The organism is Bdellovibrio sp. HCB288 (genome assembly GCF_047305935.1).
Taxonomy (GTDB): Bacteria; Bdellovibrionota; Bdellovibrionia; order Bdellovibrionales; family Bdellovibrionaceae; genus Bdellovibrio.
In genome coordinates this window covers 1643386-1668107 of the sequence record NZ_CP178619.1, presented here as the reverse complement: position 1 = coordinate 1668107, position 24722 = coordinate 1643386, and the positions used below count along the sequence as shown (strand labels likewise).

Genomic DNA, 24722 nt, shown 5'->3' with positions numbered 1-24722 from the left:
CAATCTGCCGGTGTCTCACTCTGAGACACCTTCTGGCACCACCCTTGCTCCACCTAAAATCATGAATTCGCTATTTAAGGCCCTAATCCTTATTAGCGCGATCCTATTGTCGAACAACTCGGCAGAGGCGCGCCAAAATTGCGGCAGGTTTCTGTGCGGCACCAGCTATTCCGCTTTGGATCAAGTAACATCCAAAACTGAACAACTGGTTAAAGCCCTGAAAACTGAAGGCAGTGCTGCGCCCAAGGACCTTGAACAGCAAATCAGAAGCGTAGAATCGCTGAATGAGTCTTATTTCAAGCTTGCTGGAATCAGCTTTATCAAACTGCCAACATCTTTGAAGATTAAAGACAAAGCGCTGACCTACACCCGCTATCAACTGAGCGGCAACCCGCAAGGGGATGCCATTGCGAAATCCATGGTGGACTCAAAGGTTCCGGTGATCCTGGATCCGTTGTACCTTTATAATTACAAATTTTTTGGTCACTTCATCGAAGAGAAGATCTTTGTGGGCCCCCATGTTTTCCAGCTGAACTTACTGGGCGCAACCTCCACCCTACAACACGAACAACTTCACTCGATAGAACACGAGAAAGTACGCGAAGGGAAAATGACCCTGGCCCGCCTTGAACTTATGAACTCAGAAGGCCGCAGGTCCGTGAATTACGGAAACTACTTCCGCGTCGATGAAATCGAAACACATCTGCAGGATTACCACCTACTGACCGATGTGGCGACCAACACACAACGCGATCTGGATCTTATCTCGCAAGGGCTAAGCTCTGAATCCTTGGATAAGATCAGAAGTTATCGAGAAGCCGTAATCCAGGACAGAGCCCAAAATTTAAGACGCTTCACCACGGAATCCCTGGAGATGCTGGCCAAGGTTAGAACGCGTATCATGCATGGAGCAATCCCGTACTCTGCCAAATACGATCCCAAAACCGGAGCGATTCGCGTGGTCTTCACCACCGAGTACAAAACCTATGAATACATGAGCTTTGACCTTCAGGGCATGGCGATTCCCGCTGATTTAAACGACTGGGTCAAGATTCGCGAGATGGTTCTGCAGGTCATCGAGTGGTCCCAACAAAGGGTGCAGTCCTCACAAATTCCGGCCCTTGGTAAAACATTAGACAGTCAATCGTCGCTGCAAACCGTTTATTTCGCGAAGGATTCGGGATTTCGTGGCCCGAACCTTGTAGTTAAGCCCACGAATTTAGAAGAAAATACAGTTAACCATTTGGTTAAAACTTTTGGCAACTATTTACAAAACAGATCTGTGGTTCGCGTCTAAAAGGGTTTAGTTTCCTTTCATCGAAATGAAATGAACTAAACGAATTTAGCAAAGGATAGAACTTATGAAAAAGATGATTAAAACAATAGTTATGTGCTCAGCCCTTGCCGCTACACTTTCAGCGTGCTCTGAGGCGCCAAAAAAAGAAAAAGTGCTTGTTGAAATTAACAACAGCAAATCCGCTGATGAGCTTACAGAAGCTGGCGAACAACTTGTAGCACCCTACACTTTGAACCTAGCCTACCGCGCATTCGAAATGGCATTGGAGAAAAACCCACAAGACATGAAAGCGAAATTTTACCAAAAATTTCTTAAACGTTTCATGGTACTCCGTGGATTTGGGACCAACGTCAAACCTTTCGTTCAAAAAGTTGGCGACATCCAACAATACGAACAACAAATGAAGGGTCTTCCATCATATCCAATGAAGAAGTTTTTGATGACTCCGGAAAAGTCGGCCCCAATTCAGTCTGAATCCGGTGTACAAAAAACTTTGATCGAATACAGAAAAGCCCTGGTGGAGTTCAGACAATTTATTGCAGAGAACCCGGAACTGACTTTGGATCTTAAAATGAATCCATATGTTTTTCAGGCACAAATTAACGATCGTCTGGAGCAGAACTGCGTAATTATTGAAAATGGTGAAAACTCCAGATACGAGTGCGACCTTGATCAGGCATCAACCGTCCGCGTGAATATCGCCGATCTAATGGTTTTGAAACAGGAAGCTGCCGCAGAAATTCTTTATGTAACTATTTACACTTCATACAATATGGATGGTTTTACAGAATACACTAAAGAAATTGAAGGCAAGGCGCTTACCCAGCAACAAATAACTGAGGGTTTATTGTCCAAGATCAACCTAAATGTATTAGATAAAGATGGTTTGAAATCCATTAAATCAATCGCAACAGACATGTTGGTGGCTGTAAAATGGGTTCAAAAATACAGCGATAAACTATGCAACCAAAACAGAAAGAATCACCTGATCGAAAACGGCGGTGCATTCTGCTTTACTGCTGATGTTGAATTCCAAAAAAGCATGACTCAAGCGGAACAAGTTATCAATGGCGCAATCACTGTTGATTTGGGCAATGGCACTACGACATCGGTTAATGCGCTGGCTTTGTTCAATAATCCAGTTGCCTCTTTGAAAGAACTTGCTCCAGCGACTTGGAGTGCAGATGGCCAAAAAATCGAATCTTTCCGCGACAAAACTATGGGCGGAATTCTAGTTAACGGCGACGCTGATCAAGTATTGAAAACAAAATAATTTTTTTGGAATAACTACGAATGAAAACGCTCAACCTACTTCTAAATTTAGGAATGGTACTCGCAGGGGCTTTGGCCTCTGCGGCGGGCGTTGAGTCATCCATTAGCGGCTTTAAACTTACAACTTGCAATGGCAAAAACTCTTGCGCCGTTGTGACCGCTGAAAAAACTCAAGGCAGTCAGATTAAAATGCTTCATTCCTTAAAAAATCCTGCAGTCACAATCACTAGCGAAGGCAAAGTGATCTTCCTTAAAGGTGACTCTGGATATGTCGATATCGACGAAAATCAACTGGTACTATTTAAACGCAATCATGGCGCACTACAGGAAACTGCAATCAACCTATCCACCTTGGAAGTTATCACGCGATCAGGAGGTAGTTTGTGAAAACAAAATTACTTCTGATAGTTTTTGTGATGAGTGCACTTGCTGCCTGTCAGGACAAGACAGTCATTATTCAAGAGGCACCACCGCGCTCTGACAGCCAAAAGGAAAAGGAATTGCCTCCTCCAGATGGCAACGCCTCCCCGACTCCCGAGCAATCGGAAGCAGCTGAAACCGAGGATGGAATTGACCCACGCGATAAGTCTGCGGATGGTTCACCAACGACACCACCGAAAAACCCTCCAAAGCGCGGCATCCCTCCATCAAATCCTGTGGGTCGTGACGTCGGCGGTACTGACAGCGGTGGTGACAACGGGGTTCAAGGCCGCAACATAGAAGACTATGCAGTAAATATTCAAAAAGAAGCGAACTATTTGCAGTTCGTTCTGCCAATCATTACTAAGCTGGCTGAAACTCATCCGCGCTTCGCCTCTGACATGGTTCATATTGCCAATGAAAGAACCTGGTACATGGTTCCTGTTGAACTAAAGGCGTTAAGAGCCTCCCAGATCGGTTTGAAGTTCGCTGACGAATCAGTACAACAATTTGCGTTGCAGAACCTTCGCTCCATTTGGATCAACACCAAATACTATAATGCTTTCGAGTCCCCGGAATCAAAAGGCCGTCTAATCCTTCACGAAATTCTGATGGGTGTGCGCCTAATGAAATTGAAAAGCGAAGTCGACAACTGTTACTCGTCGATTGCATTGTTGAAGCTAGACGCTACCAAAATCAAAGCCTACCAAAAAGGCCGCGAGGAATGCGCAACGACGTATATGTTCGGCAGAAAAGACGCATTCGCCGTTGTCCCGGGGCAGAATCCGGATTTGGAACTGACGAATCATGATTATGACGGGATTCGCGAACTGGGTGTTCATCTGTGGAACCGCAACGGCGAAATCTCTGCCGCAGAATTAAATGCCTGGATTAAAATTAACGATTTCCGTTCGTACTAATACTCAAAGAAATCAATATTCAAACAGCGAACTGTTTCTGACGGCGAGGGAATCAGTTTCGCATTCAGTGACTCGACAAAGCTTGGCAGCTCCTGACGAATCCAGTTTGCCACTTCCTCTGATAAAACCATCGGACCCGTGTAGAAAAAATCTTCATCCCGATTTTGTTGAAGCTTCGCCATACTTTGAATTCGCCAGTTCATATGATGGCGAGTCACCAATGAAGAAGAGCTTCCAAGATGTGTCCGGGCCGCTCCCATTTTTAACTTACCTTTGGCTTCCACGAGTAAGTTATTATCCAACAGAAAATCCAAAACTTTTTGCACATGATTTCGTGGCAAATTCAAATGTTGCGATAAAGCTTCCGCGTCGTTGTATTTACCCGTATCCACCAGCATCCGCACGCCCGAGTACACCCAGCTGGAATAAAATGTATTCTTGGCCTCGCCACTGAGCTCGCTTGCTTTCACTCGGGTTTCAAGTTTTTTGGATTTCTCCTGGCGATTTTTAATCTGTCTTAAGAAATGCTTTTGCAGCTTGAAGCTGCCCGCCCGATTGTAGTCGACAAGCAAAAGAAAATATTCGATCTCGTCCTCGATCAAACGAAGGTAGTCACACATCTCTGTCGCAAGCTCCAAGCTTAAGTGCTTATCGCCTTTGAACACCTGACTCACCATCGTGGTCGAAACATTCAGAGCTTGGGCAAGACGGCGATATTCACCGAAACCTTCACGCGGTTGGTTTGCGACCCAGGCGTTATAGAACTCTTTATAATCGTTATAGTGATAGATGGAGACTGACATGGATTTATATTAACCGTTTGGTTAAAACTTTCATCAACTATTTGCCAAACAGATCTTTAGAACAAAACTGCGGCTCTGTATAAGTAAGCATAACCAATTGAAATGGAGAATGTTCTATGAAACTGCTTACTAAAATAATGGTCCTGATCGCAACGGTCCTTGTTACTTCAACAACTTTTGCACAGAACACACAAGTATCAAAGACCACCAAAAACGACAGTATTTCGAGCAAAGGTTTTCGCGTTGGAATTGTAAAGCCAATGCTTAGAGCTTCCGCAGAAGCGACATACAATGGTGAGTCCTTCCATGTCGGCGACAACCTTGATAGTGCTCTGGGAGTCACTTTGGGTTACGCGAGCCTTCCAGTTCAAGAACTGGGCTGGACAACCAATGTAGCTTACATCGACATCCAAAACGATGGCACTTCAACAGGACTGGTAAGAGTTGACGGCAACTTCGCTTATGCGTTCACTAGCATCATCAACCTCAAAGGTGGTTTAAATTTTTCCAAACTAACTGGAAGTGGTAGCACCGATTACGATCCAGGAATTGGATTCCAAGGTGGTTTTGGTTTTCAGTTTAATAAAAATGTTGGAATTGATCTGATCTATACCGAGATGAATCAATCTCGCACTTCGGACCTCACCAGAGTCGACATCAAAGAATCCGGTTTCGAAATTGGCTTGAACGCCACCTTTTAACACTCCTGCTCGGTGTTCGCCCCCAAGACTGTGACCAAAAAACCGCAACTTCCCTCCCCAACAAGGTCCCTTTCCCCTAAGGGACCTAAAATACCCCCTCCTAAAATCCAGAAATACCCACTGAAACCCTCGTATATTGGACTTACGTAGAACCATTGTGAGAACCAAGCGTGATCCGCCCGATTCCACGGTGTAAACTCGGGGCTAACGGTGTTGATCTTTCACTGCGTCAGCAGAGGAAAAAAGGGCCCATTTTCAAGGCCTTAAACCTTGTCTCCCCCTCTCGGGAATGCTAGTTTCGCTCCGTTAAATTGATTAAGTAAATACTCAAGGAGACCATCGTGGCAGACTCTAAAAACAAAACTGCGAAGTCAGAAAACTTGAAAGGCGCAAGCCCTGAAGTTTTGGACGTGATCGCGCGCCGTGCACTTTACCTTTCAACGCAAATGATCTGGCAAGCCAATCATCGTTCTGACAAAGAAAAAGGCGATCCAAAAATCGGTGGTCACCCGGCAGCTTGCGCAAGCTCCCTGCACATCATGGGTGCTTTGCACTTGATGGCGAAAACTGGTTTCGATCACATCGCGAACAAACCGCATGCTTCCCCGGTGGATCACTCTTACAACTACCTTTTGGATCTTTTGCTTAAGGGCGATCTTTCAAAACTAACTCAAGAACAAGCAGACCAGGCAATGAATGGTCTTCGTAAGTTCACTGATGGTTCTGAGTTCGTATTCCAATCTTACCACTCTGCTTACGATCCAGATCACCACAACTTCTTCCCGTCTGGTACAGTGGGAATTCCACCTGTTGAAGCGGGTTACATGGCGCTTGCTTACCGTTATGCTCGTGAGCACGGTTATGAAGTTCCAGATGCACACTTCTGGGCTGTTTGCGGCGACTCTGAGTTCCGTGAAGGTTCCATGTATGAAGCTGTTCCAGACTTCGCTGAACGCGAAATTGGTTCTTTGACTTGGATCCTGGATTACAACCGTCAATCACTTGATGGTCACCGTATCACGAACAAAGAAATCATGAATGGTACAGATGCTGACCGTGTTGAGCGCACCATGGCTGCGAACGGCTGGGAAGTTATCCAAGTACGTCACGGTTCCAAGCGTAAAGCTTTGTTCGCTAAAAAAGACGGCGAAACTTTCAAAAACTTCCTTGAGCAAAAATTGGAAGACTACGAACTTCAATCATTGCTTCTTGTTCAAGACATGAAAGCTTTGAAAAAAGGTATCGCTAAAGAGCACCCTGACATGAAGAAATTCCTGGACAGCGTTTCTGATGAAGAACTTTACGACGCCCTTCGCGATTTCGGTGGTCACGATATGATCGCCCTTGCTGAAGCGATGGAACAATCCAAACTTTCCACTCGTCGCCCAACAATCATCATCGCGCATACTCTTAAAGGCTGGGGCTTGAAAGCCGCAGCTCAACCAGGCAATCACAGCTCTCTTCCACAAGAAGAAGAAGTGAACGCGCTTAAAGCAGGTCAAGGCATCACTGGCGATACTTTGTATCAACGTCTTGATCCAAACTCTGCGGCTGGTAAATTCCTGGCGGCTCGCTCTGAAAAAATCTTTGGCGAGATGAAAGCGCAATACGCTTTGAAAGCCAAAAACCAAGATTACTTCTTGAAAAAGCTAACTGAGTTCGGCGAAATCCCTCAAGCTTTGGATATCAACACGAAAATGACAAGCTACCCTCATACACAGTGGATGCTTGGTCAGTTGACTGCCAAATTGACTCGTATTTCAAATACGCCGCTTGATGAATCTCAGTTGAAAGATAATCAAAAAGCCCTGACTGCGAATGAAAAACCATTCAAACTTCCGGGTGAGTTGTTCATCTCTATGGCTCCTGACGTGGGTACTTCAACGAACTTGAATCCTGCGATGGACGGTAAGATCTTTGGTGCTCCGGTGGTTGTCGATCACGAAACTGACTTGGGCGTTAAAGACCACAAACTTCCTGACTTGGTTCCGGGCGAAGAAGAATCAGATCGCTTCCTTCGTTTTGAAATCGCTGAAGGTAACGTTATGTCTTGCGTGGGTGCATTTGGTAAAATGCGCGACATCGTAGGCGTACCTATCATCCCATTGATGACGGTGTATGACTTCTTCATCAAACGTGCATTGGATCAGTACTTCTACAACCTTTACTGGAAATCCTCATTCATTTGCGTGGGTACTCCATCAGGTGTTTCTCTTTCTCCAGAAGGTGCTCAGCACGGTTGGAAGTCTGACATCCAGATCCCGAACCAAATCACTTGGGAACCGTTCTCTTGTATCGAGCTTGATTGGATCATGTGTGACACCATCAAACGTCACGTTATGAACGACAATGCTGGCCGCACTGGCACATTGCTTCGTCTGGTAACTCGTGGTGTGGAACAAAAAGATCTTTTGAAGTATTTGAAAACTCAGGCTCGCTTCAAATCAGGTCTTGAAGGACAACTGGCACGCGCTGAATTCCCGGTTGCTGGTGGTATCAATGAAGAAGAAGTGGCGACAATGGATGACGCTTCTATCCTGCAAACTCTTCGTGAAGAAGTTTTGCAAGGCGCTTACTACCTGATCGACTACCGTGGTTACGCTGGTTACGAACCAGGTGACAACGTTGTGAACATCTTCGCTTTGGGTACAATGGTTACTGAAGGTATCAAAGCTTCTGAAGCTTTGCTTGCTCGCGGTATCTACGCGAACGTGATCGCGGTTACTTCTCAAGATCTGCTTTGCGGTATCTTGGGTCGCGAAAACGACTATGAATACTTGAAAAACGGTTTGGGTATTAACTCGAACTTGTTCCTAAGAAGATCCGAAGACGTTTCCACTGGTGATTTGATCACTGTTGCTGGTAAACGTGTTCCAGTCGTATCTGTAGCGGACGGCGAGATCGGTATGCTTGATAACATCGGTTCAATCATCGGTGTTCGTCAGGAAGCTTTGGGCGTTGTAAAGCACTCTAAGTGCGGTCGTCCTTCAGAGATCTACGCTTACCACCACATCGACGCTGAAGCAGTTGTAGAAGCGTGCGGTAAAGTATTGGCAGAAACTGCGCTTGAAAAAGTGATCGTTTCTGAAAATGCTTTGGGCGAGACTCACCAAGCAGAAGGTCGCACAGCTCACTGGACAGATCTTTGGCCTTCAAAAAATCCAGTTCATAAACACTAAGAACTGAATAAAGCATAAACCTAAAAAGGCTCCTCACAAGGGAGCCTTTTTTTATCTTCACAACTCCCCGCCAGGCTGGCACTCTGATTTATGTCGGAGTCACAATGGACTATACAGAACTCGCAAAATCAGAATTCCCGTTTGAAGGAGAATTCTATCTCTCCAAAAACAAACGCTACAATGAACTGATTTTCTTCGTTCATTTCTACGAGGGTTCAAAACGCGAGCTGCTTCGCCACATTAAACTGGTCAATGACCTGGGCTTTGATGCCTTTGCCTTTCAATTGAATGGCACTGCCAAGGATCTTATCAAACGCTTGCCGATCACTGCGGATGGCGCCTTGGGTGTAAAACATGTTTATGCAGCACAAATTGAAAAGCTGCTGAACGAAATTCCCGGCGATAAAATCATTTACAGCTTTTCAAATCCCTCGGCCTCCGCCATTGAAGCTATGGCCAAACGCCATTGTTTCGATACGATCGCAATGATTTGTGACAGTGGCCCTACGGCGCAATTTCTGCCTTCTGTATGGAAGCTTGTGCGCAACTACAAGTTTCCAGTTTTATTTAGTGGACTTAAAGTTCCCGCTACTGCTGCGCTCAGCGTGTTTTGGTCCCTGCATTTTCACAAAGACATTCACTCTCAACTCGAAAAATTTCCTGAGAATTTTCCGTTATTGTCGATTCGCGGCTGGAAGGACAAACTAATTCCTCCTCAGCACATCGACGAAGTATTTGAGCCCCATCACAACCTAAACTGGACGAAGCTGAATCTCCCTGAAGCAGAGCATCTAACTGGACTGCGCGATTGTCGCAGTGAGTATGCGCCTAGTGTCGAGGCATTTCTGAAGCGCGTGGCCACACCAATTATTAAATCCATTTAATTGGCGCTTCATGATAGTCCCCTCATAGACTTTTTAATGAGGGGAAAGTTACATGAAGAAAATCTTTATTATATTTCTAATGCTTTTGCCGTTCTCGGCTGAAGCACGACGTGGATATATTTATCAAAGCTCGTTTGAAGCCTATGGCGAAAGCTACGCAAAAAATTTAGCGAACCTTGGCAACGACAGACTCTCTAACCTACCAGCAGACAAGCGCGCAGCCTGCGAACAACGCTACGGTCGCATTCTGAATGATGGCCTTATCGATATTCGCGTGGCGATGGGCTACTTGGACTGGACAACAGGTAAAACTGTTCGCAGTGGAGCCCGCAATTACGGCTACAGCCCATCGATTGATATCGGCGCTTACTACGCACTACGTGAGTTGATCACTGGGCGCTGCAGAGGAAACTTTGCACTGTGCCGCTTCAGACAGGAAACTTCCAGCAATCCATACGTATTTGTTAAAGAGCTAAATGTTCATGGTCGCCAAGTGCGAGCGCGCGTTGAAATTCAATTCGCTTCCGCATCTGAGTACCTGGACAACAATGTCGGCTCCTCCACACAGGCACAACGTACTGCTTTCATGGAAAGCTTCTACAACCGTGCTTTACAGGATGCCGATGCAGCTTTCTATTTCGGCCACTCCCGCAATGGCGGTGGACCTGATTTTGCGCCACCTAAATTTGTTCCTGGCACCAATAAAGTGAACTACGCGGGTTACTACAAAAAGTACCGACCGGGCTTTAATAAAATGCTTGAGTCACTTAACAACCGCAGTCGTCAGGCAGATGTCATCGGCATGATGTCCTGTGATTCCCGCGATCACTTCATGAGCAAGTTGCGTTCAACAGCACCGAACTCCGGCGTTATCACTTCGACACAAGTTCTGACTGTTGAAGAAGTCTATACTGCCATGATCGGTGGCATGGATGCATTGGTCAGAGGCCAGTGCCAAAAAACTTTCTATCAGCAGCTGAGAATGACTGCGAGAAATGCAGCCAACATCACAATGGATGGAATGTTTGAATAACATCGATTAGTAAATCCGTACCTGAACAAGGAGGTTCAATATGGTTCAGATTGAAAGATTGCCACACCCGGATTATCTGAAATATCCAACCCATCGGACTTTGGGATTCTTCACCAATCAGGAACAAGCTCGTAACGCCGCTCAAGCCATCGTTCGCGAAGGCTGGCTTGAAGGCGATTTGCATGTTTTTGAAGGTCCCTATGGAGTGGATGCCGTTGATGCCGACGGAAGCCGTCATACCTTGAAAGAAGCCTGGGGCCGCTGGGTGCAAAAGTTCCTTGGTACCGGCGAATGGGACTTGGTTGAGGAAGCCGACCAGGAACTTCGCAAAGGTCACCTGCTTCTGTCTGTTGCCACCAAAAACGAGGAAGAAAAGTATACTGTCGCGGAACTGATGGTTCTGAATGGCGGTCACGGTATACGTTACGTGGATCCTCTTTATAACGAAGAACTTACACCACCGGGACACCACCCCAGCTAAACTCCATGACTCTTAAACCGATCTGCGCTATGTCTGCCCCATCTAGACGAGGTATGACATGGCAGCAGATTTGGAATTTTTCATTTATAACGTTCCTTCCGATTGTGGCGACTGGCTCGCAGCTTTTGAAGGCAAAGAATTGATCTTTTTGGGTGGCTACGGCGCCGGCAAAAAACAAGTTGAAGGCGACTTGGCTAAATTCTTTGAAACGCACTACAACTTCAAAGTTGGAAAATTCACTCCTGCAAAATGGACCAAAGGAAATTTCTGGAAGACCAAACATAAAATCAAACTTCAAGGAACTGAGTTCCAGGTCAAAGTTTGGTTGGAGCTTCTAAATATCCCTTACGGCGAAACCACCACTTACACAGATATCGCCAAGAAAATTAAAAAACCCTCGGCAGTCCGTGCCGTGGGAACAGCTATTGGACAAAACCCAATCTGCTATTGGATTCCCTGCCACCGCGTGATCGGAAAAGCTTCCAACAACTTCAAATACCGTTGGGGTTCAGACACAAAAAAACACCTTCTGGTTACAGAAGGCGTTTTTGAACTTAAATAGTTTGTAGTTATTTTACCAGGTAGCGATTGATGGCATCGGCAACCTCTGCCGATTCATTGATCGCCCGCTGAGCAATCGAGATTTTCTTATTATGATATCCCAGCGCACGCAGTTGCTGCGTGTGCCAAGGCTCCTCACTCACATTGGTCATATTGTAGGCCGCATTTTTATATCCAAATTGATTGGCGATATCCTGAGTCGCAATATCTGTGCGTTTGCGGTCCACCCAAAGACGCGCGGTCTGCGCCACGTGACAGCTTACGCAGTCCATATTCTCAGGATTGAAGTCCTTGGGATTTTCAATTCTATAGGCAGATTTCAACTCTGCCCGAATCAGGTCCTCATTTCCCTTACGCAGTCTTTGTGATTCCGCCACGATATTTGTCACTGTGTCTTCACCATTGGCACGGGCACCAGCGATGCCTCCACCTGAAAACACTTCACCGGATGTAACTACATTCACAAATGATTGTGCGGTGTTTTTTCCAAGACGCGGTAACGTCATGGTCACCAGCTCCCCATTTTTAAATTCAAAAGAACCAAAGAGCCACATCGCCCCGCCACCGCGAAGGAACATCGCCGTCACACGCGAAAGATTTTTTTCTCCGGCATACTTCAGGATAATGCGATTTAAGTCCTTAAGTGCGGCAACTCCACGACCCGAACTCCACGCAGGATGAGGCCCCAATGGCAGACCACGTGTTTCAACACCCGTCTTCGCTTTCCAGATTTGCAACTCCATCAACAGGGCATCGAATTCAGCATCAGTCAGTACATAGAAAGAATGAAGAGCGGCATCGATAGCTTCAATGGAACCATCCTCTTCCCATTCCAATAGTGGTTGCCACACCAGACGCATTTGTTTTTGGCAGGCCATCGGAGTCGGCAATGGAAAACACGGATCGATTCGCATTGCCACCACTCGCATCGCGCGCGCGTTGTCGCGAGGATCCATGTCCATAGCAACTGGAGAAATACGCTCGAAAATAGTTTCTGGAATCAGACCTTTTAGTGGAAGTGTATTCACCTGCCCGTCAGTTTGCTTTTGCAACGGCATCACATAAGAAACGTCATTTAAATCCCAAGCAGCATGGGTAAATCCAGCAAACAAAAGAGTCAGCAAAACGAGCACAGAATGTTTCATGGGCGAAACATCCTATTTGGGCTGTCATATATCAATGATTTTCACATTCGCTCCCCAACTGAAAACCAACAAACAGAACGCCGCGCATCACTCAACCCACTGAAATTACGGCGAAAGGTACGGACACACTTTCTCCATCAAGGCTGCTACGCAGCCAATGGAGAAAGTGTGTCCGTACCTTTCGGATCTGGTCTAGTTTGAATAATCTGGCTTTGACTTACATATTATTTACATAGTAACTAATATGTAAATGGAGGTTACTTGTGAGTGCCGTCGCCCTTCCCGCTTTGTCTGACATTCAGTTTGTTTCCGCAGATCAACTGCAACCTCCTCCCGGGGTGCCCACGGGAGTGAGCACCCTGGATGACTTCCTTTTATGGAAGGGAATCCCCAAAGGAGATCTCAGTCTCTTTCAAGGAAGTCCCGGAACCGGCGCCACCTCTTTATGGGTCAGCATGACTCAAAAAGCCCACGAAGATAACAAGTGGGTCGCGTGGGTGAATGGCGGAACGCAACTACTGCCCGCGCACCTGATGAGTCGCAAGATCAACTTGAAAAAGTTGTTGGTCGTGAAAGAACCCAAAGAGGCCGAACAACTTTTCTGGGTTTTGCAGGAGTTGGTGACGAGTTCCTTGTTTGAAGTGATTGGTTGTGAACTGAAAGAGATGTTTTTCAAGAATCACCAACTGCAAAAACTAAAAAAACTTTGTCGCTTTCATAAAGTGGCTTTGATTTTTGTCTGTCACAAGGTGAGTAAGTTCGTGAATCCTCTCTTCAGTCTGATCATTCAGTTCCAAAGAGATTTCATAACCATTCAACGAGCTCTTCACCGCCCCACACCGTTTACTGTCGCAGGGAGTATGATTTATGCGAACTTTGTGCATCAATTTAAAAACACAGCAAGAAAGCTCCTCAGCTGAGGCCTTCTTATTGCTAAGCCCGCGCGTTCAGTTTCGTTTTCCGCATTTTGTTTTTGTCGACATTGAATCAACCGCTCACCTTCTGGGAGGAGACAATGGAATTTTACAGAAAGCCATCGAGATCGCTCGCAAGTTCAGCGCGGACGCAAGCGCTGCCATTGCCGACACTGCACCTGTCGCGCAAATGCTGGCCAAGTGGAAACCTTTCACTGTGGCTCCTCGTGGTGCTGAACATCGTGAGTTTTCAGGTCTCGGTCTTGATGCGCTAAAGGATCTTGAGGGCATGAATCCTTGGTCACAAAAGCGCCTGATTGAGCACGTGATCTCGTTTGCCCGCACTCTGGGTGTTTGCACCTTGGAAGAAGTTTATAATTTCCGTTTGGTTTCACTGCGCGAGCGGTGGGGGGATTTCGGTGTTTTACTTTGGAATCGTTTGCATTCTCAAGACTCTCAGGTCATTTCACCTCTTGTGCCTCGCGACCCTCTTGTGGGGTATGGCTACCTGGATGATCCCTTAGGCGCCGTGCCTTTGCTTTTTAACCGGATCAAACCCGTGCTCGATACTTTGTTTGCGCGCCTGAATGGCCTCTCCCGATATGCGCACAAAATGGAAGTGATCCTGCACTGTGAATACTCTGACAAACGTTATCTGCTTTCGATTGAACCCATCAGCGCCAGCCGTGATCAGGAATTGTTCGAGGATCTTCTTTATAAGAAAATGGAGAAGACCGAACTCAGCAATCCCATCCGGGAATTCGAGGTCGCCGTTTACGACGTGCCCGAGAAAATCCAACAACTGGATTTTTTTGAGCCCCGTGATAATTCCGAGGACCGTTGGCGCCGCCTGATCAGTTTTGCCAAACAGGCCAACTGCGAGATGGGTTTTTTACAAGTCGAAGCCAGCCACTTTCCGGAAAAAAGTTTTCAACTGGTCACCGAGTGGCCCGAGGATTTTAAATCCGAGGACTTGGTTGAACGACAGGACAATGCCCTGCAGGTGAAAACAGTTTATGCCAAAGGTTTAAAAGAAAGCCCTCGCCCCTCCCTGCTTTTGGAAAAACCCCAGGCACTGAATGCCCATGAAGTTCAGAAATTGCGTTTTGTTTCCTCTATGCCCAGCGAAAGAATTGAATCTTCGTGGTGGCAGATTTCCTCGCAGGAATTAAAACATCGGGATTATTATTTTGCTCTTTCTCAACAGGGACAGTTGATTTGGATTTTTCAGGATAAGGTAAGCTCACAATACTACCTGCATGGATACTTTGACTAAATCTGTTCAAATTCGTCAGTCCCATTCTGTCACCCGCACAGCCAAAGGGTTCGTCGAGCTTTTGGGGCGCAGTAATTTTTCGTTTCTGCGCGGAGCCTCTTCGCCTGAAGAAATGGTCGAAGCTGCAATTCATCATAATTATGATGGCATCGCGATGTGTGATCTAAATGGTCTTTACGGTGTTGCCCGGGGATTTCAAACCGCCAATACTCCTTCCATGTTCACCGCCTCCTCCAAGGCCAAGGATGGATTCCGTTATATTGTGGGATCCGAACTGACTTTGACGGATGAAAGTACGATCACCCTGATTCCCATGAACAAGAATGGCTATACCCATCTGTGCGAGCTTTTAACTTTAGGTAAGCGCCAGGCCGCCAAAGGATTCTCCTCCCTGCGTCTGGAGCAAATCGAAAAGTACAATCAGGATTTACTTTGCTTAGCTTTGCCGCCCATTGATGAAAAGCGCTATGACAGTTTAGAAAAGATTTTTAAGGACCGCCTGTACATTCCAGTATGGCGGGATCTGACCTGGGAATCGCAGGAATTCTACAAACAAGCATTGGAACTTGAACAAAAATGTGGCGCCCAACTGTTCGTTAGTCAGCGTCCATTCATGCATTCTCGCGAAAGAAAACCTTTGTTCGATGTTGTGACTTGCGTTCTTCATCACACGACTTTGGAAGAAGCGCGCGATAAATTGATCCAAAATGCTGAACGTTCACTCAGATCCCTCCCGGAAATCAGCTCCAGATGGGCCGATCGCGTCGACCTTGTGGAAAAAACTGTGGAAATCGCGGCACGTGTGAACTTCACTTTGGATGAGATTCGCTACCGCTATCCACGCTCAAGCTTACCGCTTGGTAAGACTCCGACAGAATACTTGCGCTTCCTGGTGGAAGAAGGAATCAAGTGGAGATTCCCCGAAGGCGCTTCCCCCAAGGTTCTTAAGACCATTGAACATGAACTGGAAATGATCAAAGAGCTGGAGTACGAGGACTACTTTCTTACATTACGTGAAATTTGTGAATTCGCCGATCGCAAGGGAATTTTGTATCAAGGGCGTGGTTCAGCGGCGAACTCTATCGTCTGTTATTGCATCGGTCTGACTTCGGTGAATCCCAAAGAGATCGACGTATTATTTGAGCGCTTCATTTCCCGCGAGCGCCGTGAACCACCGGATATCGATATCGACTTTGAACACAGCCGTCGTGAGGAAGTGATTCAGTATATTTACGAGAAATACAACGAACGCCACGCCGCCATGGTCTGTACAGTGGTGCGCTATCGCTCGCGCATGGCGATTCGGGAAACCGCAAAAGCCTTTGGTATCTCTTTGGCGAAAATCAATGAGATGGTAAAATTCATGGGTCGCGATGGCATGCGCCGTTTGGTTGAAGATCCCACCATCCACAGGCGCTTCGGAGTGGAAAGCCCCGAGATGTGGATGCTGTTTTTGAAAATGGCCGGGCAACTGCATGGCTTCCCCCGCCACTTGGGGATTCACACCGGCGGATTCCTGATCACTCAGGATCCTATCACTGAGATGGTGCCGGTTGAAAAAGCCACCATGAATGGCCGCTATGTCATTCAGTGGAATAAAGACGATGTCGCCGTTCTAAAACTGATGAAGATCGACGTTTTAAGCCTGGGAATGCTGACTTGTATAAGAAAGTGTTTTGATCTTTTGAAGAAGCACAAGGGCATTCATTTTAATCTGGCGTCTCTGCCCGGTGACGACAGAGCCACTTACGATATGATTTGTCGCGCCGATACTGTGGGGGTTTTTCAAATCGAGTCCCGCGCGCAGATGCAAACCCTGCCGCGCATGATGCCCCGAAATTTTTATGATTTAGTCGTCGAGGTGGCCTTGGTCAGACCCGGCCCTTTGCAAGGAGGCATGGTTCATCCGTACTTGCGCCGACGCCAGGGACTGGAAGCGGTTTCCTATGCGCATCCTGATCTAAGACCGATTTTGATGCGCACTCACGGTGTTCCTATTTTTCAGGAGCAAGTGATGAAGATCGTGATCGTCGCGGCAGGATTTTCGCCGGGCGAAGCCGATGAGCTTCGTCGAATCATGTCTTCAGCTTGGCGCAAGAAAAGTACAATGAGTGCGATTCGTGACCGCATTCTTTTAGGGTTTAAGAATCACGGTATTTCCCCGGAATATGCCGAGCAGATTTACTCCACCATCGAGGGCTTTGCGAATTACGGATTCCCAGAAAGCCACGCCGCAAGCTTCGCTTTGCTTACTTACGCGAGCTGCTATTTAAAGTGCAATCATCCCGATGTTTTTGTCTGTGGCCTTTTAAACAGTCAGCCCATGGGATTTTATGCTCCCCGCACTTTGATTTCAGAAGCTCAAAGAAATGGTGTCGAAGTTCTGCCTTTATCCATTCAACGCTCGGACTATGATTACACCCTGGAAGAACCCTGTGCAGTGAATGCCTATACACCTTCAGGAGCCAGCATTCACAAATTGCGTGTGGGTTTAAGATCCCTGTATGGCCTCCCCGAAGAAATGGCCCGCACTATTGAGGATGAAAGAAAACTTAATGGCCCCTTCAAGGATCTGAAAGACTTCATCCATCGCACGCGCCTGCCCCGCAGTGTTTTGATAAAGCTTGCTGCCGCCGGCGCCATGGAGTGCTTCCAGCAAAACGCACGGGAACTGATCTGGCATATCGAGGCCTTAAGCCTGGATCAAAACAGCTTTCTTTGGGGACAGCCGAAGGAAATCCTGACTCAAGGATCCTTTGATGATGATGAAGACAACAATGAAAACCTGCCGTTTGAATCCAACTGGGATCGCATGCGTCGCGAGTATGACACCAAGGGTTTTTCCGTGGATTCGCATCCATTGTCGGTGCTGCGCTCTTATCTGACGGCGAAAAATCATTCCCTGATCGAGCAGCGGTATGTTCCGTATGCAACATCAGCGGATCTGGAAAAAATCACTCACAAGCGCAAAGTGCGAGTGGCGGGATTGGTCTCTGTCACCCAACGCCCACCCACGGCCAAAGGAATGTGCTTTATCACCTTGGAAGACGAGTTTGGATTTATGAATATCGTTATCCATCCCGACGTCTATCAAAAAGACCGCGAAGTGATCTACGGACGATCCTTGCTTGAAATTCAGGGACAAGTGGAAAAGGTGGGCAACATCACCAATATACGCGCCATCAACGTTCTGCCACTGGGCTAGACATCCCCCTAATTTCAAGCTAGCTTCAGAACATGCTTTTAGAGTCTCTGGAATTTCTTTTAACACCGACCAGCCCCATCGCCCGCAAGTATGGATTCCTCTATTCATCCATCTCGCTGCGCCATCGCTATCACCGTCAAAAGAAAAACTGGCTGCCTCATCTGAAAAACTGCCAGGATATTTTCCTGGAAACAGCCCAATCACTTCCACAAAGAAAAAGCGTGGTCGTCATGGGCAGCGCGCACCTGCACGAAATTCCATTGCACTTACTGATGGATAATTTTGAGCAAGTGACCTTGGTGGATGTCATTCATCCTCTGAAACATCACCTTCAGGCGAAAAGATATTCCCGCTTGAAACTGGTAACCATGGATCTGACCAATGCTTTGGATAAACTTCAGAGCCTGAACAGTCTGGATGATCTGAATGCCCTGGCGCAACAGCTGGCGAACGAACAACTATTCCATTTTGATGCTGACTTGATTGTATCTGCGAACCTGCTCTCCCAGCTGGCCCTGCTGCCTTTGGATGCGGTGGAAAAGAAGATTAAACGAACTTTGGAACTTTCTGAAAAAGACGTCATTTGCACGCAGTTTGCAGAGACTCACTTAAAGAATCTCAAAGCCTGCACCGGCACGAAACTTATTTACTCCGACCGCGAAGTTATTTACCGCGATAAGAACAATGAAGTGATCTATAATGGTCACTATCCGGTAAAATTTGACGGATATAAAAAACTGAAGGAGTGGTATTGGATGCTGGCCCCGTTAAAAGAAGCCTCCAAGAACTACTCAATTGAAATGAAAATTGAAGCTTATAGAGGCTAACTACTTCACTGTTTTCTTTTGTTTTGCAACTTCAGCGATTTTGGCATTGATCTGCACCACTTTCTGAGCCCATGGCGACTTCTTGGAAATACCCATGACGTAATTAACCTCTTGAGTTGCCCCCGTAAGTGGAAAGAAATCATCCTTGTTCAGCTTTAGTTCAACGATGAAATGCTCAATCACAGGGTCAAATGCCAGAAAGATATCGATGCGACCAGAATGAAGCATCTTTACTCCCTGCTCAACCGTCTGCACTTCCACTTTTTTAACTTTACTGTGATTATAGGGACTATTTGGGCTGTCGTTGAAGGAGTATCCAAGTATTTGTCCAAAAGTCAGATGATCAAACTTGGACGATTTACCATCATCGAAAGCCGTATTTAAAAGATGCTTAATCCTAGGGTTGTTACGGGATACCCACAACGAGATATTGCCTTTGAAAACCGTCTCAGTAAAAACTAAAAACTTTTTGCGGTCCTCTGTTTCCAACATGGGACCAATGACATCCAATTGTCCCTTTTGTGCATCGGACAGAACTCTTTTCCACGGGAGAATTTGGAATTGAACATCCTCCTGAGGAACGTTCATTATCATTGGTAGATACTCGATCATACGGCCTTTAAATTTGCCATTCTCAGAATAAATAAAAGGGGGATAGGGATCTGAGCCCACCAGGACTTTTGTAAATCCTGTCTGAAAATAAAATGTCACAAACAATAACAAGAGACACTTCATCACTCACCTGTTCCGACATTAAACGTTTCTACTTTTTAATAGCTATGAAAAGCCCTTCATAAGTTGGCGCGATGGCCGCCTCATACAAATCCGGATTCGCAAGACGTTCGTTAAATTCACGCATGATACGAATCTGTTTCTCAGAAAACTTCTGAGTTGTCGCTTCACCCCAGACAGCACCACTAAGGAAAATATTATCTGCGAGTACCAAACCACCCTTACGCAGATTCTTTTCGGCCCACATAAGATAGTCCAGATAGGCCGCTTTGTTGCCATCGATAAAGACCCCATCAAACGGGCCGTGAGCTTCGATTTTTACAAGCTCCTCGCGTGCATCACCAACCACCAGATGAATCTTCTTTGAAGTCTGATCAAGCTTCGCAAAAACATCTGAAGATCTGCGCGCGTGCTCCGGATCTTTTTCCAAAGTCCACAATTCACCGCCTGCTGGCAAGGCTTCAAAAAAATACTGCGCTGACAATCCTGTCAGAGTGCCAATCTCGACAAACTTACGGCAATTATGCATTTTTACCAAAACCTGTGCCAACTGCGCTTCGGCAGGGGAAATACTGATGCGGGCAAGCCCCAGCTCTTCGGCGTTCTGGCGGGATAGCTTTTTACCGTCGTTCTCTTTATCGAAAAGAGAGCCAAGATATTCTTCTCTGTTTGAAAGTACTGATTCACGCATCCATCCACTGTCTCATGGTTTGGTCCAGAAGTTAACAGGAAGTTAATTTGATCACCCCTTGGGCGGCGAATACCCTTGTAAAAGACAGCATTCACTTGATCATGGAGGATCATATGATAACTGGCATTTCTCAACAGCGCACTCAACTGGCCATTCATTTTCTAATGACTCTTGCACTGGCCGGCGCCACCGCTTCGTGCGCCTCCAAATCAAACCGGGAAGAGGAATACGTTTTACGCCCCGTAAAAGCCAGCCCCTCCACTCCACCGGAATCAAGCCTGCATGAGTATGCTGGCAACGACCTTCGCAACAGTGTTCGTTATACTGCTCTTTCGAAAAATGTCAGATTTGAATATGCCAGTGCTGAATTGACTCCGTCTTCCAAGAATGCCCTGAACACGATTGCCACCGAAATCAATGGCTCATTGAATTCATTTCAGAAAATTCGCATTAGCGGAGTGACGGACTCAAGCGGTGATGACTCAAGAAACATGCGCCTTTCCCAGCTACGAGCTGATAATGTGCGGGCCTACTTGATATCCAAAGGAGTTCCACCTGAAAAACTTGAAGCAATCGGAGTCGGCCCCGTGAACACGGTTATTCCGGGGACCAATATTCAAGCAGCCGCCGATCGTCGAGTCGACTTTGAGATTGTACGATAAGGTGAATTCGGGATACTTTTATTCCCATGAAACCTTTGCTTGTATTTGATCTGGACGGAACTTTAATTGATTCAGCACCCGACATTATCGTGGCCGTCAATCGCACCCTGAAAAATCACGGTAAGACACAACTGAGCGATCAGGTGATTATCGCACATATTGGCGAAGGCATTAAAAAACTCATGGCTGACCTTTTTGCCGGAGATAATCTGAAACCCTCTGATGTGATCAATCTGGAAATGGAATTTCTGAGAATCTATGAAGAGGAAATGCTGAACAAAACCAGCATCTATCCTGGTGTTGAAAATTTTCTCCATAGTTACGACGGCCCCGTGGCAATCATCACCAATAAAAACGAGCAGCCCGCCAGACGCATCATTGAACACCTTGGAATGAATCAATTTCCCTGGGTGAATATCTTTGGTGCCGACACGCTAAGTGAAAGAAAACCCAGTCCTCTGCCCCTACAAACGATGATGAAACTCGCCGGTCACGAACCTCACAACACTCTGATGATCGGTGATGGCATCCCCGATATGGTCTCTGCACAAAGAGCCGGGGTCGCAGCATTGGCAATTGAATTCGGTTACTCCGCTCCGGAAATTTTAAAGATGCATGAACCCCGTGCGTTTTTAAAGAACTATGCGGATCTACCTCGCCTGATAAGTGAAGTATTCTCAGCCAACTAAAGTTCGATAAAAACCCGATCAAATTCCGCTCCATCCGACTGGCCCAAATCGACGTCATTGTCTTTCAATTCTCACTATGAGGCATTTCAAATAATGTGTTCACGGAACACCTTGGATTCAATTTATTGGGTCTAGGTAACTTAAGTACGTTTCCCATAATCCGATAATTTTAATATGAAGACCCAAGGAAAAGTTTGGCTGTTCTACGACGCCGAAAATAAAACTCAATCAAAGCCAATGTCCGTTGTGCAAGCACAGGTCTTCCTGCTGTCTTTGAAAAAATCAGACCATTCCAAATACTTTATTTGGACCCCCGGATGGCCGGATTGGTCTTCCATTAAGGAATTCCTGACCTCGAACCAAAATTACTTTGTCATGACCAAACCGCCGCAGCCCAAGGAAACACCTTCCCAGGAAGATGACGAGAACACTGCGGTCATCGAAGTTAATGATGCTGATAAAACCAAATCCGGCACGATGATTACTATGTCTGGACTATTCACCAAAGTCAGCGCCGGAGAGCCAGCCAAGAAGAAAGCCACCGTCGATTACGGTTACTACCACCATGACTTCAACGGCGATGATCTGGATCTTTCCAAGATCAACAAGGTGGCTCCACCTGACAAAGTGAAAGTTTACGAGGAAGCCGAATCCAGCAATGAAGATTCTGACCGTCGTAAAGATACACGTCACAACTTCAAAATCGAAATCATACTGGTTTCAAAAACAAAGTCCTTCCGTACTTTCTCGAAGGACATTTCCATCAGTGGTACTCAGCTGGAAAAAGAAATCCCGCGCGATTTTCTGAATGTACCCTTTGATTTGATCATCGTTAATCCCTACGAAAAGAACACGACTCGAGGTCGTTTGCTTTTCAGAGCAAAAATCGTGGGTGATATGACCGATCCAAGACGTTTGATGTTCATCGAACAAGACGAGGATATGACTCGCAAGCTTGATTCCTTACTTAAGTCCTACATCAAAGGCCAAAGCACAGAAAACAGATAGCCTCTCCCGGACTTTCCGAAATATTTAAGAATCTTAATTAAAGATTTCTTAACAACTCACCGATCTCAATGTGAAGCACGTTGAGGTGAGTTCATGATGAATCTGCGTTCAATAGTTTTTATTGCAGTCCTATCCCTTGGTCTTGGTGCCTGCGAGCAACAAGTCGATTCTGCGAGTACAGGTCGCAGACTTTATATCACTTCAGGTTCCTGTTATGTCGGCAGTGGCTTGACCAGTGAAACCCCATCCCGCACGGTCAGCGCCATTGATTTGGATACCGGCGTGGTCGATGAAGTTCTTATGGACTACAACACAGTCAACGCGACCGATCGCCCTCAAAGCGTTCTTAAATCTGATGATGGCAACCTTTTGGTTTTGGTTGAAAACGGCACGAGCTACGCCCGTCGCATCGACCTGGTCAAGATGAAGGGCGATAATCAGTTCTCCACTTATTTGGCTGACTCAACGATTCTTTCCACCACCAACGTGCATGTCGTTCGCAACATGGTTCGCACCGCTGATGGTGGTTTGTTGATCTCTAAAAGTGTAGCTTCTGAAAAAGTCAGTTCCAGCAAAGGCCGCGTTACGGTTGGAGCCAATCCATTTATCAATGCACCTGCTGGTGGCTCCTGCGGAACTGCCAACAATACTTTGATTTCTGCCGTGATTGCTTTGCCTAGCTCAAAATACATTTTTGCGCATGCATCCGCCAATCCAAACAACCGCGTTGTATTCATGAACAATGTGAATGGATACACTACAAATGCGGATTGTACGTCTGCCGTCAGTGCTCCGGCGACGACGACATTCCCGACCGCAATGGCTTATATTCCTTCAACGTCGACTCCCAACACCGGTTACTTGCTGGTTTCATACTCCAGCAGTACAGCCGCTCAGGACTATATATATGCTTATGACGTGAATGAAACTTCCGGCACGATTTCGGGTGCCACCAAAGCTTACGAAAACACTTCTGTTGTAAGAGGAATGTCCGCTATGACATACGACTCTCAAGCGGGTGCGGTATACGTCGCAAATGGTTCAACAGCACTTGCCAACAGTATCGAAAAATTCACATTCGATCCCACTACAAAGACTCTGACTCGCTCTGGAAGCGTGCCTTTCTCTGGAACCAGTCTTTACACAAAATGTATTTCAGGGATGACGGTGGCCAACTAAGGCTGCCGTTCAAAGACCTCGATCAAATTCATATACTTTTTTAAAGCTTGCACGTAGGCGTTCTGTTCCGGACGTGCAGTTTTATCGATTATCGCCCGACTGCGACCAAAATAAATATATGGAAGATAATCCGCGTATCTGTCAGGAGTAATATGCTCCAGGTGATAGATCCTAATACGATTCTTCAATTGACCCAACGCTTCGATCAAATAACCCATCGTCGCGATGGCCGCGTTCTCGGGAATATCCAAATTATCTGGCGTGATACCAAATTTCTCTGATACTTGAGCCGGCAGAAATTTAATCTGCGTCAACCCGCGACTGTTCGGAGACACACTGGAACCGGTTGCAACTGCTTTAGTGACTTTGGCCGCTTTAACCAACCATGGCAGAGTTTCTTTAATTTTGTATCTGGAACTTTCACCGAACAGGGATTCTCTTCCCAATATCCCGACAGATATCTGAGCCAGTAAAGTATACTCAGCTCCACTGATTTTATATATCTTCTGAAGCTCGGGCTTATTGACTGCCAATGCCTGAATAAAGCGCCGTACTTTGATCGTATCCACGATCTCAGCAGTGGGAATCAGCATGATCTGACACTCATCACACTTTGATTCCTGCCATTTCCAGGGTTGAAATCCCTGATCTTGAAGAAGTGAGATTTCCAATTGTGAAGCATTTTCAGTCTGGGAATAAGCATGCCCGCTGTCTAACAAAGCGACAGCGACAATTAGTGTTATCCTAACTGAAAACCAAATATGCCTAATTTTCATCTCGTACTCCCACCGTCATCCAATGCAATATGTCCGCCTAAGTTTTATTAAAACAAAACTTGTTGAT

At 46.3% G+C, this 24722-nt stretch carries 23 protein-coding genes; 18 read left to right on the top strand and 5 right to left on the bottom strand.

Annotated elements, in window-relative coordinates:
* Nucleotides 1–61 precede the first annotated feature (61 nt).
* The 4 genes from ACLVWR_RS08140 (at nt 62) to ACLVWR_RS08125 (ending at nt 3909) form a co-directional block, all read left to right on the top strand.
* Entirely contained in the window at nt 62–1297 is a 1236-nt protein-coding gene (locus tag ACLVWR_RS08140; protein ID WP_413583311.1) for a hypothetical protein, read from the top strand.
* A gap of 64 nt (nt 1298–1361) precedes the next feature.
* Nucleotides 1362–2570, top strand: a complete 1209-nt coding sequence (locus ACLVWR_RS08135) for a hypothetical protein (protein WP_413583310.1) — start codon at nt 1362–1364, stop codon at nt 2568–2570.
* Between the two features lie 20 nt (nt 2571–2590).
* Complete coding sequence (locus ACLVWR_RS08130; RefSeq protein ID WP_413583309.1) at nt 2591–2956, top strand: hypothetical protein; 366 nt, start codon at nt 2591–2593, stop codon at nt 2954–2956.
* A complete protein-coding gene (locus ACLVWR_RS08125; RefSeq protein ID WP_413583308.1) occupies nt 2953–3909 on the top strand; it encodes a hypothetical protein in 957 nt (318 codons plus the stop codon). The genes ACLVWR_RS08130 and ACLVWR_RS08125 overlap by 4 nt, the downstream gene beginning before the upstream one ends.
* Here the strand turns inward: ACLVWR_RS08125 and ACLVWR_RS08120 are convergent.
* Nucleotides 3906–4712: a TIGR02147 family protein gene (locus tag ACLVWR_RS08120; protein WP_413583307.1), complete on the bottom strand. Its 807-nt coding sequence runs from the start codon at nt 4710–4712 to the stop codon at nt 3906–3908. The genes ACLVWR_RS08125 and ACLVWR_RS08120 overlap by 4 nt on opposite strands.
* 116 nt (nt 4713–4828) lie before the next feature.
* On the opposite strand from ACLVWR_RS08120, the gene ACLVWR_RS08115 reads away from it, so the two are divergent.
* The 6 genes from ACLVWR_RS08115 (at nt 4829) to ACLVWR_RS08090 (ending at nt 11552) form a co-directional block, all read left to right on the top strand.
* Complete coding sequence (locus ACLVWR_RS08115) at nt 4829–5413, top strand: hypothetical protein (protein ID WP_413583306.1); 585 nt, start codon at nt 4829–4831, stop codon at nt 5411–5413.
* Nucleotides 5414–5754: 341 nt separating this feature from the next.
* Nucleotides 5755–8592, top strand: a complete 2838-nt coding sequence (locus ACLVWR_RS08110) for a pyruvate dehydrogenase (RefSeq protein ID WP_413583305.1) — start codon at nt 5755–5757, stop codon at nt 8590–8592.
* A 104-nt stretch (nt 8593–8696) separates the two neighbouring features.
* Complete coding sequence (locus ACLVWR_RS08105; protein ID WP_413583303.1) at nt 8697–9476, top strand: hypothetical protein; 780 nt, start codon at nt 8697–8699, stop codon at nt 9474–9476.
* A 52-nt stretch (nt 9477–9528) separates the two neighbouring features.
* On the top strand, nt 9529–10509 hold the full coding sequence (locus ACLVWR_RS08100; protein WP_413583301.1) for a hypothetical protein: 981 nt from the start codon (nt 9529–9531) through the stop codon (nt 10507–10509).
* A gap of 40 nt (nt 10510–10549) precedes the next feature.
* Entirely contained in the window at nt 10550–10990 is a 441-nt protein-coding gene (locus ACLVWR_RS08095; RefSeq protein WP_413583300.1) for a hypothetical protein, read from the top strand.
* A gap of 58 nt (nt 10991–11048) precedes the next feature.
* The gene (locus ACLVWR_RS08090; RefSeq protein WP_413583298.1) at nt 11049–11552 is read left to right on the top strand and encodes a methylated-DNA--[protein]-cysteine S-methyltransferase; all 504 of its coding nucleotides are present in this window, start codon (nt 11049–11051) and stop codon (nt 11550–11552) included.
* A gap of 7 nt (nt 11553–11559) precedes the next feature.
* Here the strand turns inward: ACLVWR_RS08090 and ACLVWR_RS08085 are convergent, their stop codons facing one another.
* Nucleotides 11560–12696, bottom strand: coding sequence for a hypothetical protein (locus ACLVWR_RS08085; RefSeq protein ID WP_413583297.1), 1137 nt, complete (start codon nt 12694–12696; stop codon nt 11560–11562).
* Nucleotides 12697–12959: 263 nt separating this feature from the next.
* Between ACLVWR_RS08085 and ACLVWR_RS08080 the strand changes: the two genes are divergently transcribed.
* From ACLVWR_RS08080 to ACLVWR_RS08065, 4 genes are read left to right on the top strand one after another with little or no spacing between them, the layout of a single operon-like run.
* Nucleotides 12960–13616: a recA protein gene (locus ACLVWR_RS08080; RefSeq protein WP_413583296.1), complete on the top strand. Its 657-nt coding sequence runs from the start codon at nt 12960–12962 to the stop codon at nt 13614–13616.
* Nucleotides 13564–14886, top strand: coding sequence for a hypothetical protein (locus ACLVWR_RS08075; RefSeq protein ID WP_413583294.1), 1323 nt, complete (start codon nt 13564–13566; stop codon nt 14884–14886). The genes ACLVWR_RS08080 and ACLVWR_RS08075 overlap by 53 nt, the downstream gene beginning before the upstream one ends.
* A complete protein-coding gene (locus ACLVWR_RS08070) occupies nt 14870–18091 on the top strand; it encodes a DNA polymerase III subunit alpha (RefSeq protein ID WP_413583292.1) in 3222 nt (1073 codons plus the stop codon). Before ACLVWR_RS08075 ends, ACLVWR_RS08070 begins: the two co-directional genes overlap by 17 nt.
* A 32-nt stretch (nt 18092–18123) precedes the next feature.
* The gene (locus ACLVWR_RS08065) at nt 18124–18918 is read left to right on the top strand and encodes a hypothetical protein (protein WP_413583291.1); all 795 of its coding nucleotides are present in this window, start codon (nt 18124–18126) and stop codon (nt 18916–18918) included.
* Here ACLVWR_RS08065 and ACLVWR_RS08060 read toward each other — a convergent pair whose 3' ends face one another.
* Together ACLVWR_RS08060 and ACLVWR_RS08055 are read right to left on the bottom strand one after the other, a co-directional pair.
* Entirely contained in the window at nt 18919–19530 is a 612-nt protein-coding gene (locus ACLVWR_RS08060) for a substrate-binding periplasmic protein (protein ID WP_413583290.1), read from the bottom strand.
* A gap of 151 nt (nt 19531–19681) precedes the next feature.
* Nucleotides 19682–20341: an O-methyltransferase gene (locus ACLVWR_RS08055; RefSeq protein WP_413583288.1), complete on the bottom strand. Its 660-nt coding sequence runs from the start codon at nt 20339–20341 to the stop codon at nt 19682–19684.
* 113 nt (nt 20342–20454) lie between these two features.
* Here ACLVWR_RS08055 and ACLVWR_RS08050 point away from each other — a divergent pair, with 113 nt between their 5' ends.
* The 4 genes from ACLVWR_RS08050 to ACLVWR_RS08035 all read left to right on the top strand — a co-directional run bounded on the left by ACLVWR_RS08050 (nt 20455) and on the right by ACLVWR_RS08035 (nt 23879).
* The gene (locus ACLVWR_RS08050; protein WP_413583287.1) at nt 20455–21003 is read left to right on the top strand and encodes an OmpA family protein; all 549 of its coding nucleotides are present in this window, start codon (nt 20455–20457) and stop codon (nt 21001–21003) included.
* A gap of 26 nt (nt 21004–21029) precedes the next feature.
* Nucleotides 21030–21692: an HAD family hydrolase gene (locus ACLVWR_RS08045; protein ID WP_413583285.1), complete on the top strand. Its 663-nt coding sequence runs from the start codon at nt 21030–21032 to the stop codon at nt 21690–21692.
* Between the two features lie 174 nt (nt 21693–21866).
* Nucleotides 21867–22700 carry a PilZ domain-containing protein gene (locus ACLVWR_RS08040; RefSeq protein ID WP_413583283.1) on the top strand — a complete coding sequence of 278 codons (834 nt, stop codon included), beginning with the start codon at nt 21867–21869 and terminating at the stop codon, nt 22698–22700.
* A gap of 93 nt (nt 22701–22793) precedes the next feature.
* On the top strand, nt 22794–23879 hold the full coding sequence (locus tag ACLVWR_RS08035; RefSeq protein ID WP_413583282.1) for a hypothetical protein: 1086 nt from the start codon (nt 22794–22796) through the stop codon (nt 23877–23879).
* On the opposite strand, the gene ACLVWR_RS08030 is transcribed toward ACLVWR_RS08035, so the two are convergent.
* Nucleotides 23876–24655 (bottom strand): hypothetical protein, encoded by a 780-nt coding sequence (locus ACLVWR_RS08030; RefSeq protein ID WP_413583281.1) that lies wholly within the window; start codon nt 24653–24655, stop codon nt 23876–23878. The two genes, ACLVWR_RS08035 and ACLVWR_RS08030, sit on opposite strands and share 4 nt — an antisense overlap.
* Nucleotides 24656–24722 lie beyond the last annotated feature (67 nt).

Bases quoted from the DNA above. Each gene is read 5' to 3' on its own strand.
- ACLVWR_RS08140 (WP_413583311.1), top strand. From the start codon at position 62: ATGAATTCGCTATTTAAGGCCCTAATCCTTATTAGCGCGATCCTATTG.
- ACLVWR_RS08135 (WP_413583310.1), top strand. From the start codon at position 1,362: ATGAAAAAGATGATTAAAACAATAGTTATGTGCTCAGCCCTTGCCGCT.
- ACLVWR_RS08130 (WP_413583309.1), top strand. From the start codon at position 2,591: ATGAAAACGCTCAACCTACTTCTAAATTTAGGAATGGTACTCGCAGGG.
- ACLVWR_RS08120 (WP_413583307.1), bottom strand. From the start codon at position 4,712: ATGTCAGTCTCCATCTATCACTATAACGATTATAAAGAGTTCTATAAC.
- ACLVWR_RS08115 (WP_413583306.1), top strand. From the start codon at position 4,829: ATGAAACTGCTTACTAAAATAATGGTCCTGATCGCAACGGTCCTTGTT.
- ACLVWR_RS08105 (WP_413583303.1), top strand. From the start codon at position 8,697: ATGGACTATACAGAACTCGCAAAATCAGAATTCCCGTTTGAAGGAGAA.
- ACLVWR_RS08100 (WP_413583301.1), top strand. From the start codon at position 9,529: ATGAAGAAAATCTTTATTATATTTCTAATGCTTTTGCCGTTCTCGGCT.
- ACLVWR_RS08095 (WP_413583300.1), top strand. From the start codon at position 10,550: ATGGTTCAGATTGAAAGATTGCCACACCCGGATTATCTGAAATATCCA.
- ACLVWR_RS08090 (WP_413583298.1), top strand. From the start codon at position 11,049: ATGGCAGCAGATTTGGAATTTTTCATTTATAACGTTCCTTCCGATTGT.
- ACLVWR_RS08085 (WP_413583297.1), bottom strand. From the start codon at position 12,696: ATGAAACATTCTGTGCTCGTTTTGCTGACTCTTTTGTTTGCTGGATTT.
- ACLVWR_RS08075 (WP_413583294.1), top strand. From the start codon at position 13,564: ATGCGAACTTTGTGCATCAATTTAAAAACACAGCAAGAAAGCTCCTCA.
- ACLVWR_RS08070 (WP_413583292.1), top strand. From the start codon at position 14,870: ATGGATACTTTGACTAAATCTGTTCAAATTCGTCAGTCCCATTCTGTC.
- ACLVWR_RS08065 (WP_413583291.1), top strand. From the start codon at position 18,124: ATGCTTTTAGAGTCTCTGGAATTTCTTTTAACACCGACCAGCCCCATC.
- ACLVWR_RS08060 (WP_413583290.1), bottom strand. From the start codon at position 19,530: ATGATCGAGTATCTACCAATGATAATGAACGTTCCTCAGGAGGATGTT.
- ACLVWR_RS08055 (WP_413583288.1), bottom strand. From the start codon at position 20,341: ATGCGTGAATCAGTACTTTCAAACAGAGAAGAATATCTTGGCTCTCTT.
- ACLVWR_RS08050 (WP_413583287.1), top strand. From the start codon at position 20,455: ATGATAACTGGCATTTCTCAACAGCGCACTCAACTGGCCATTCATTTT.
- ACLVWR_RS08045 (WP_413583285.1), top strand. From the start codon at position 21,030: ATGAAACCTTTGCTTGTATTTGATCTGGACGGAACTTTAATTGATTCA.
- ACLVWR_RS08040 (WP_413583283.1), top strand. From the start codon at position 21,867: ATGAAGACCCAAGGAAAAGTTTGGCTGTTCTACGACGCCGAAAATAAA.
- ACLVWR_RS08035 (WP_413583282.1), top strand. From the start codon at position 22,794: ATGATGAATCTGCGTTCAATAGTTTTTATTGCAGTCCTATCCCTTGGT.
- ACLVWR_RS08030 (WP_413583281.1), bottom strand. From the start codon at position 24,655: ATGAAAATTAGGCATATTTGGTTTTCAGTTAGGATAACACTAATTGTC.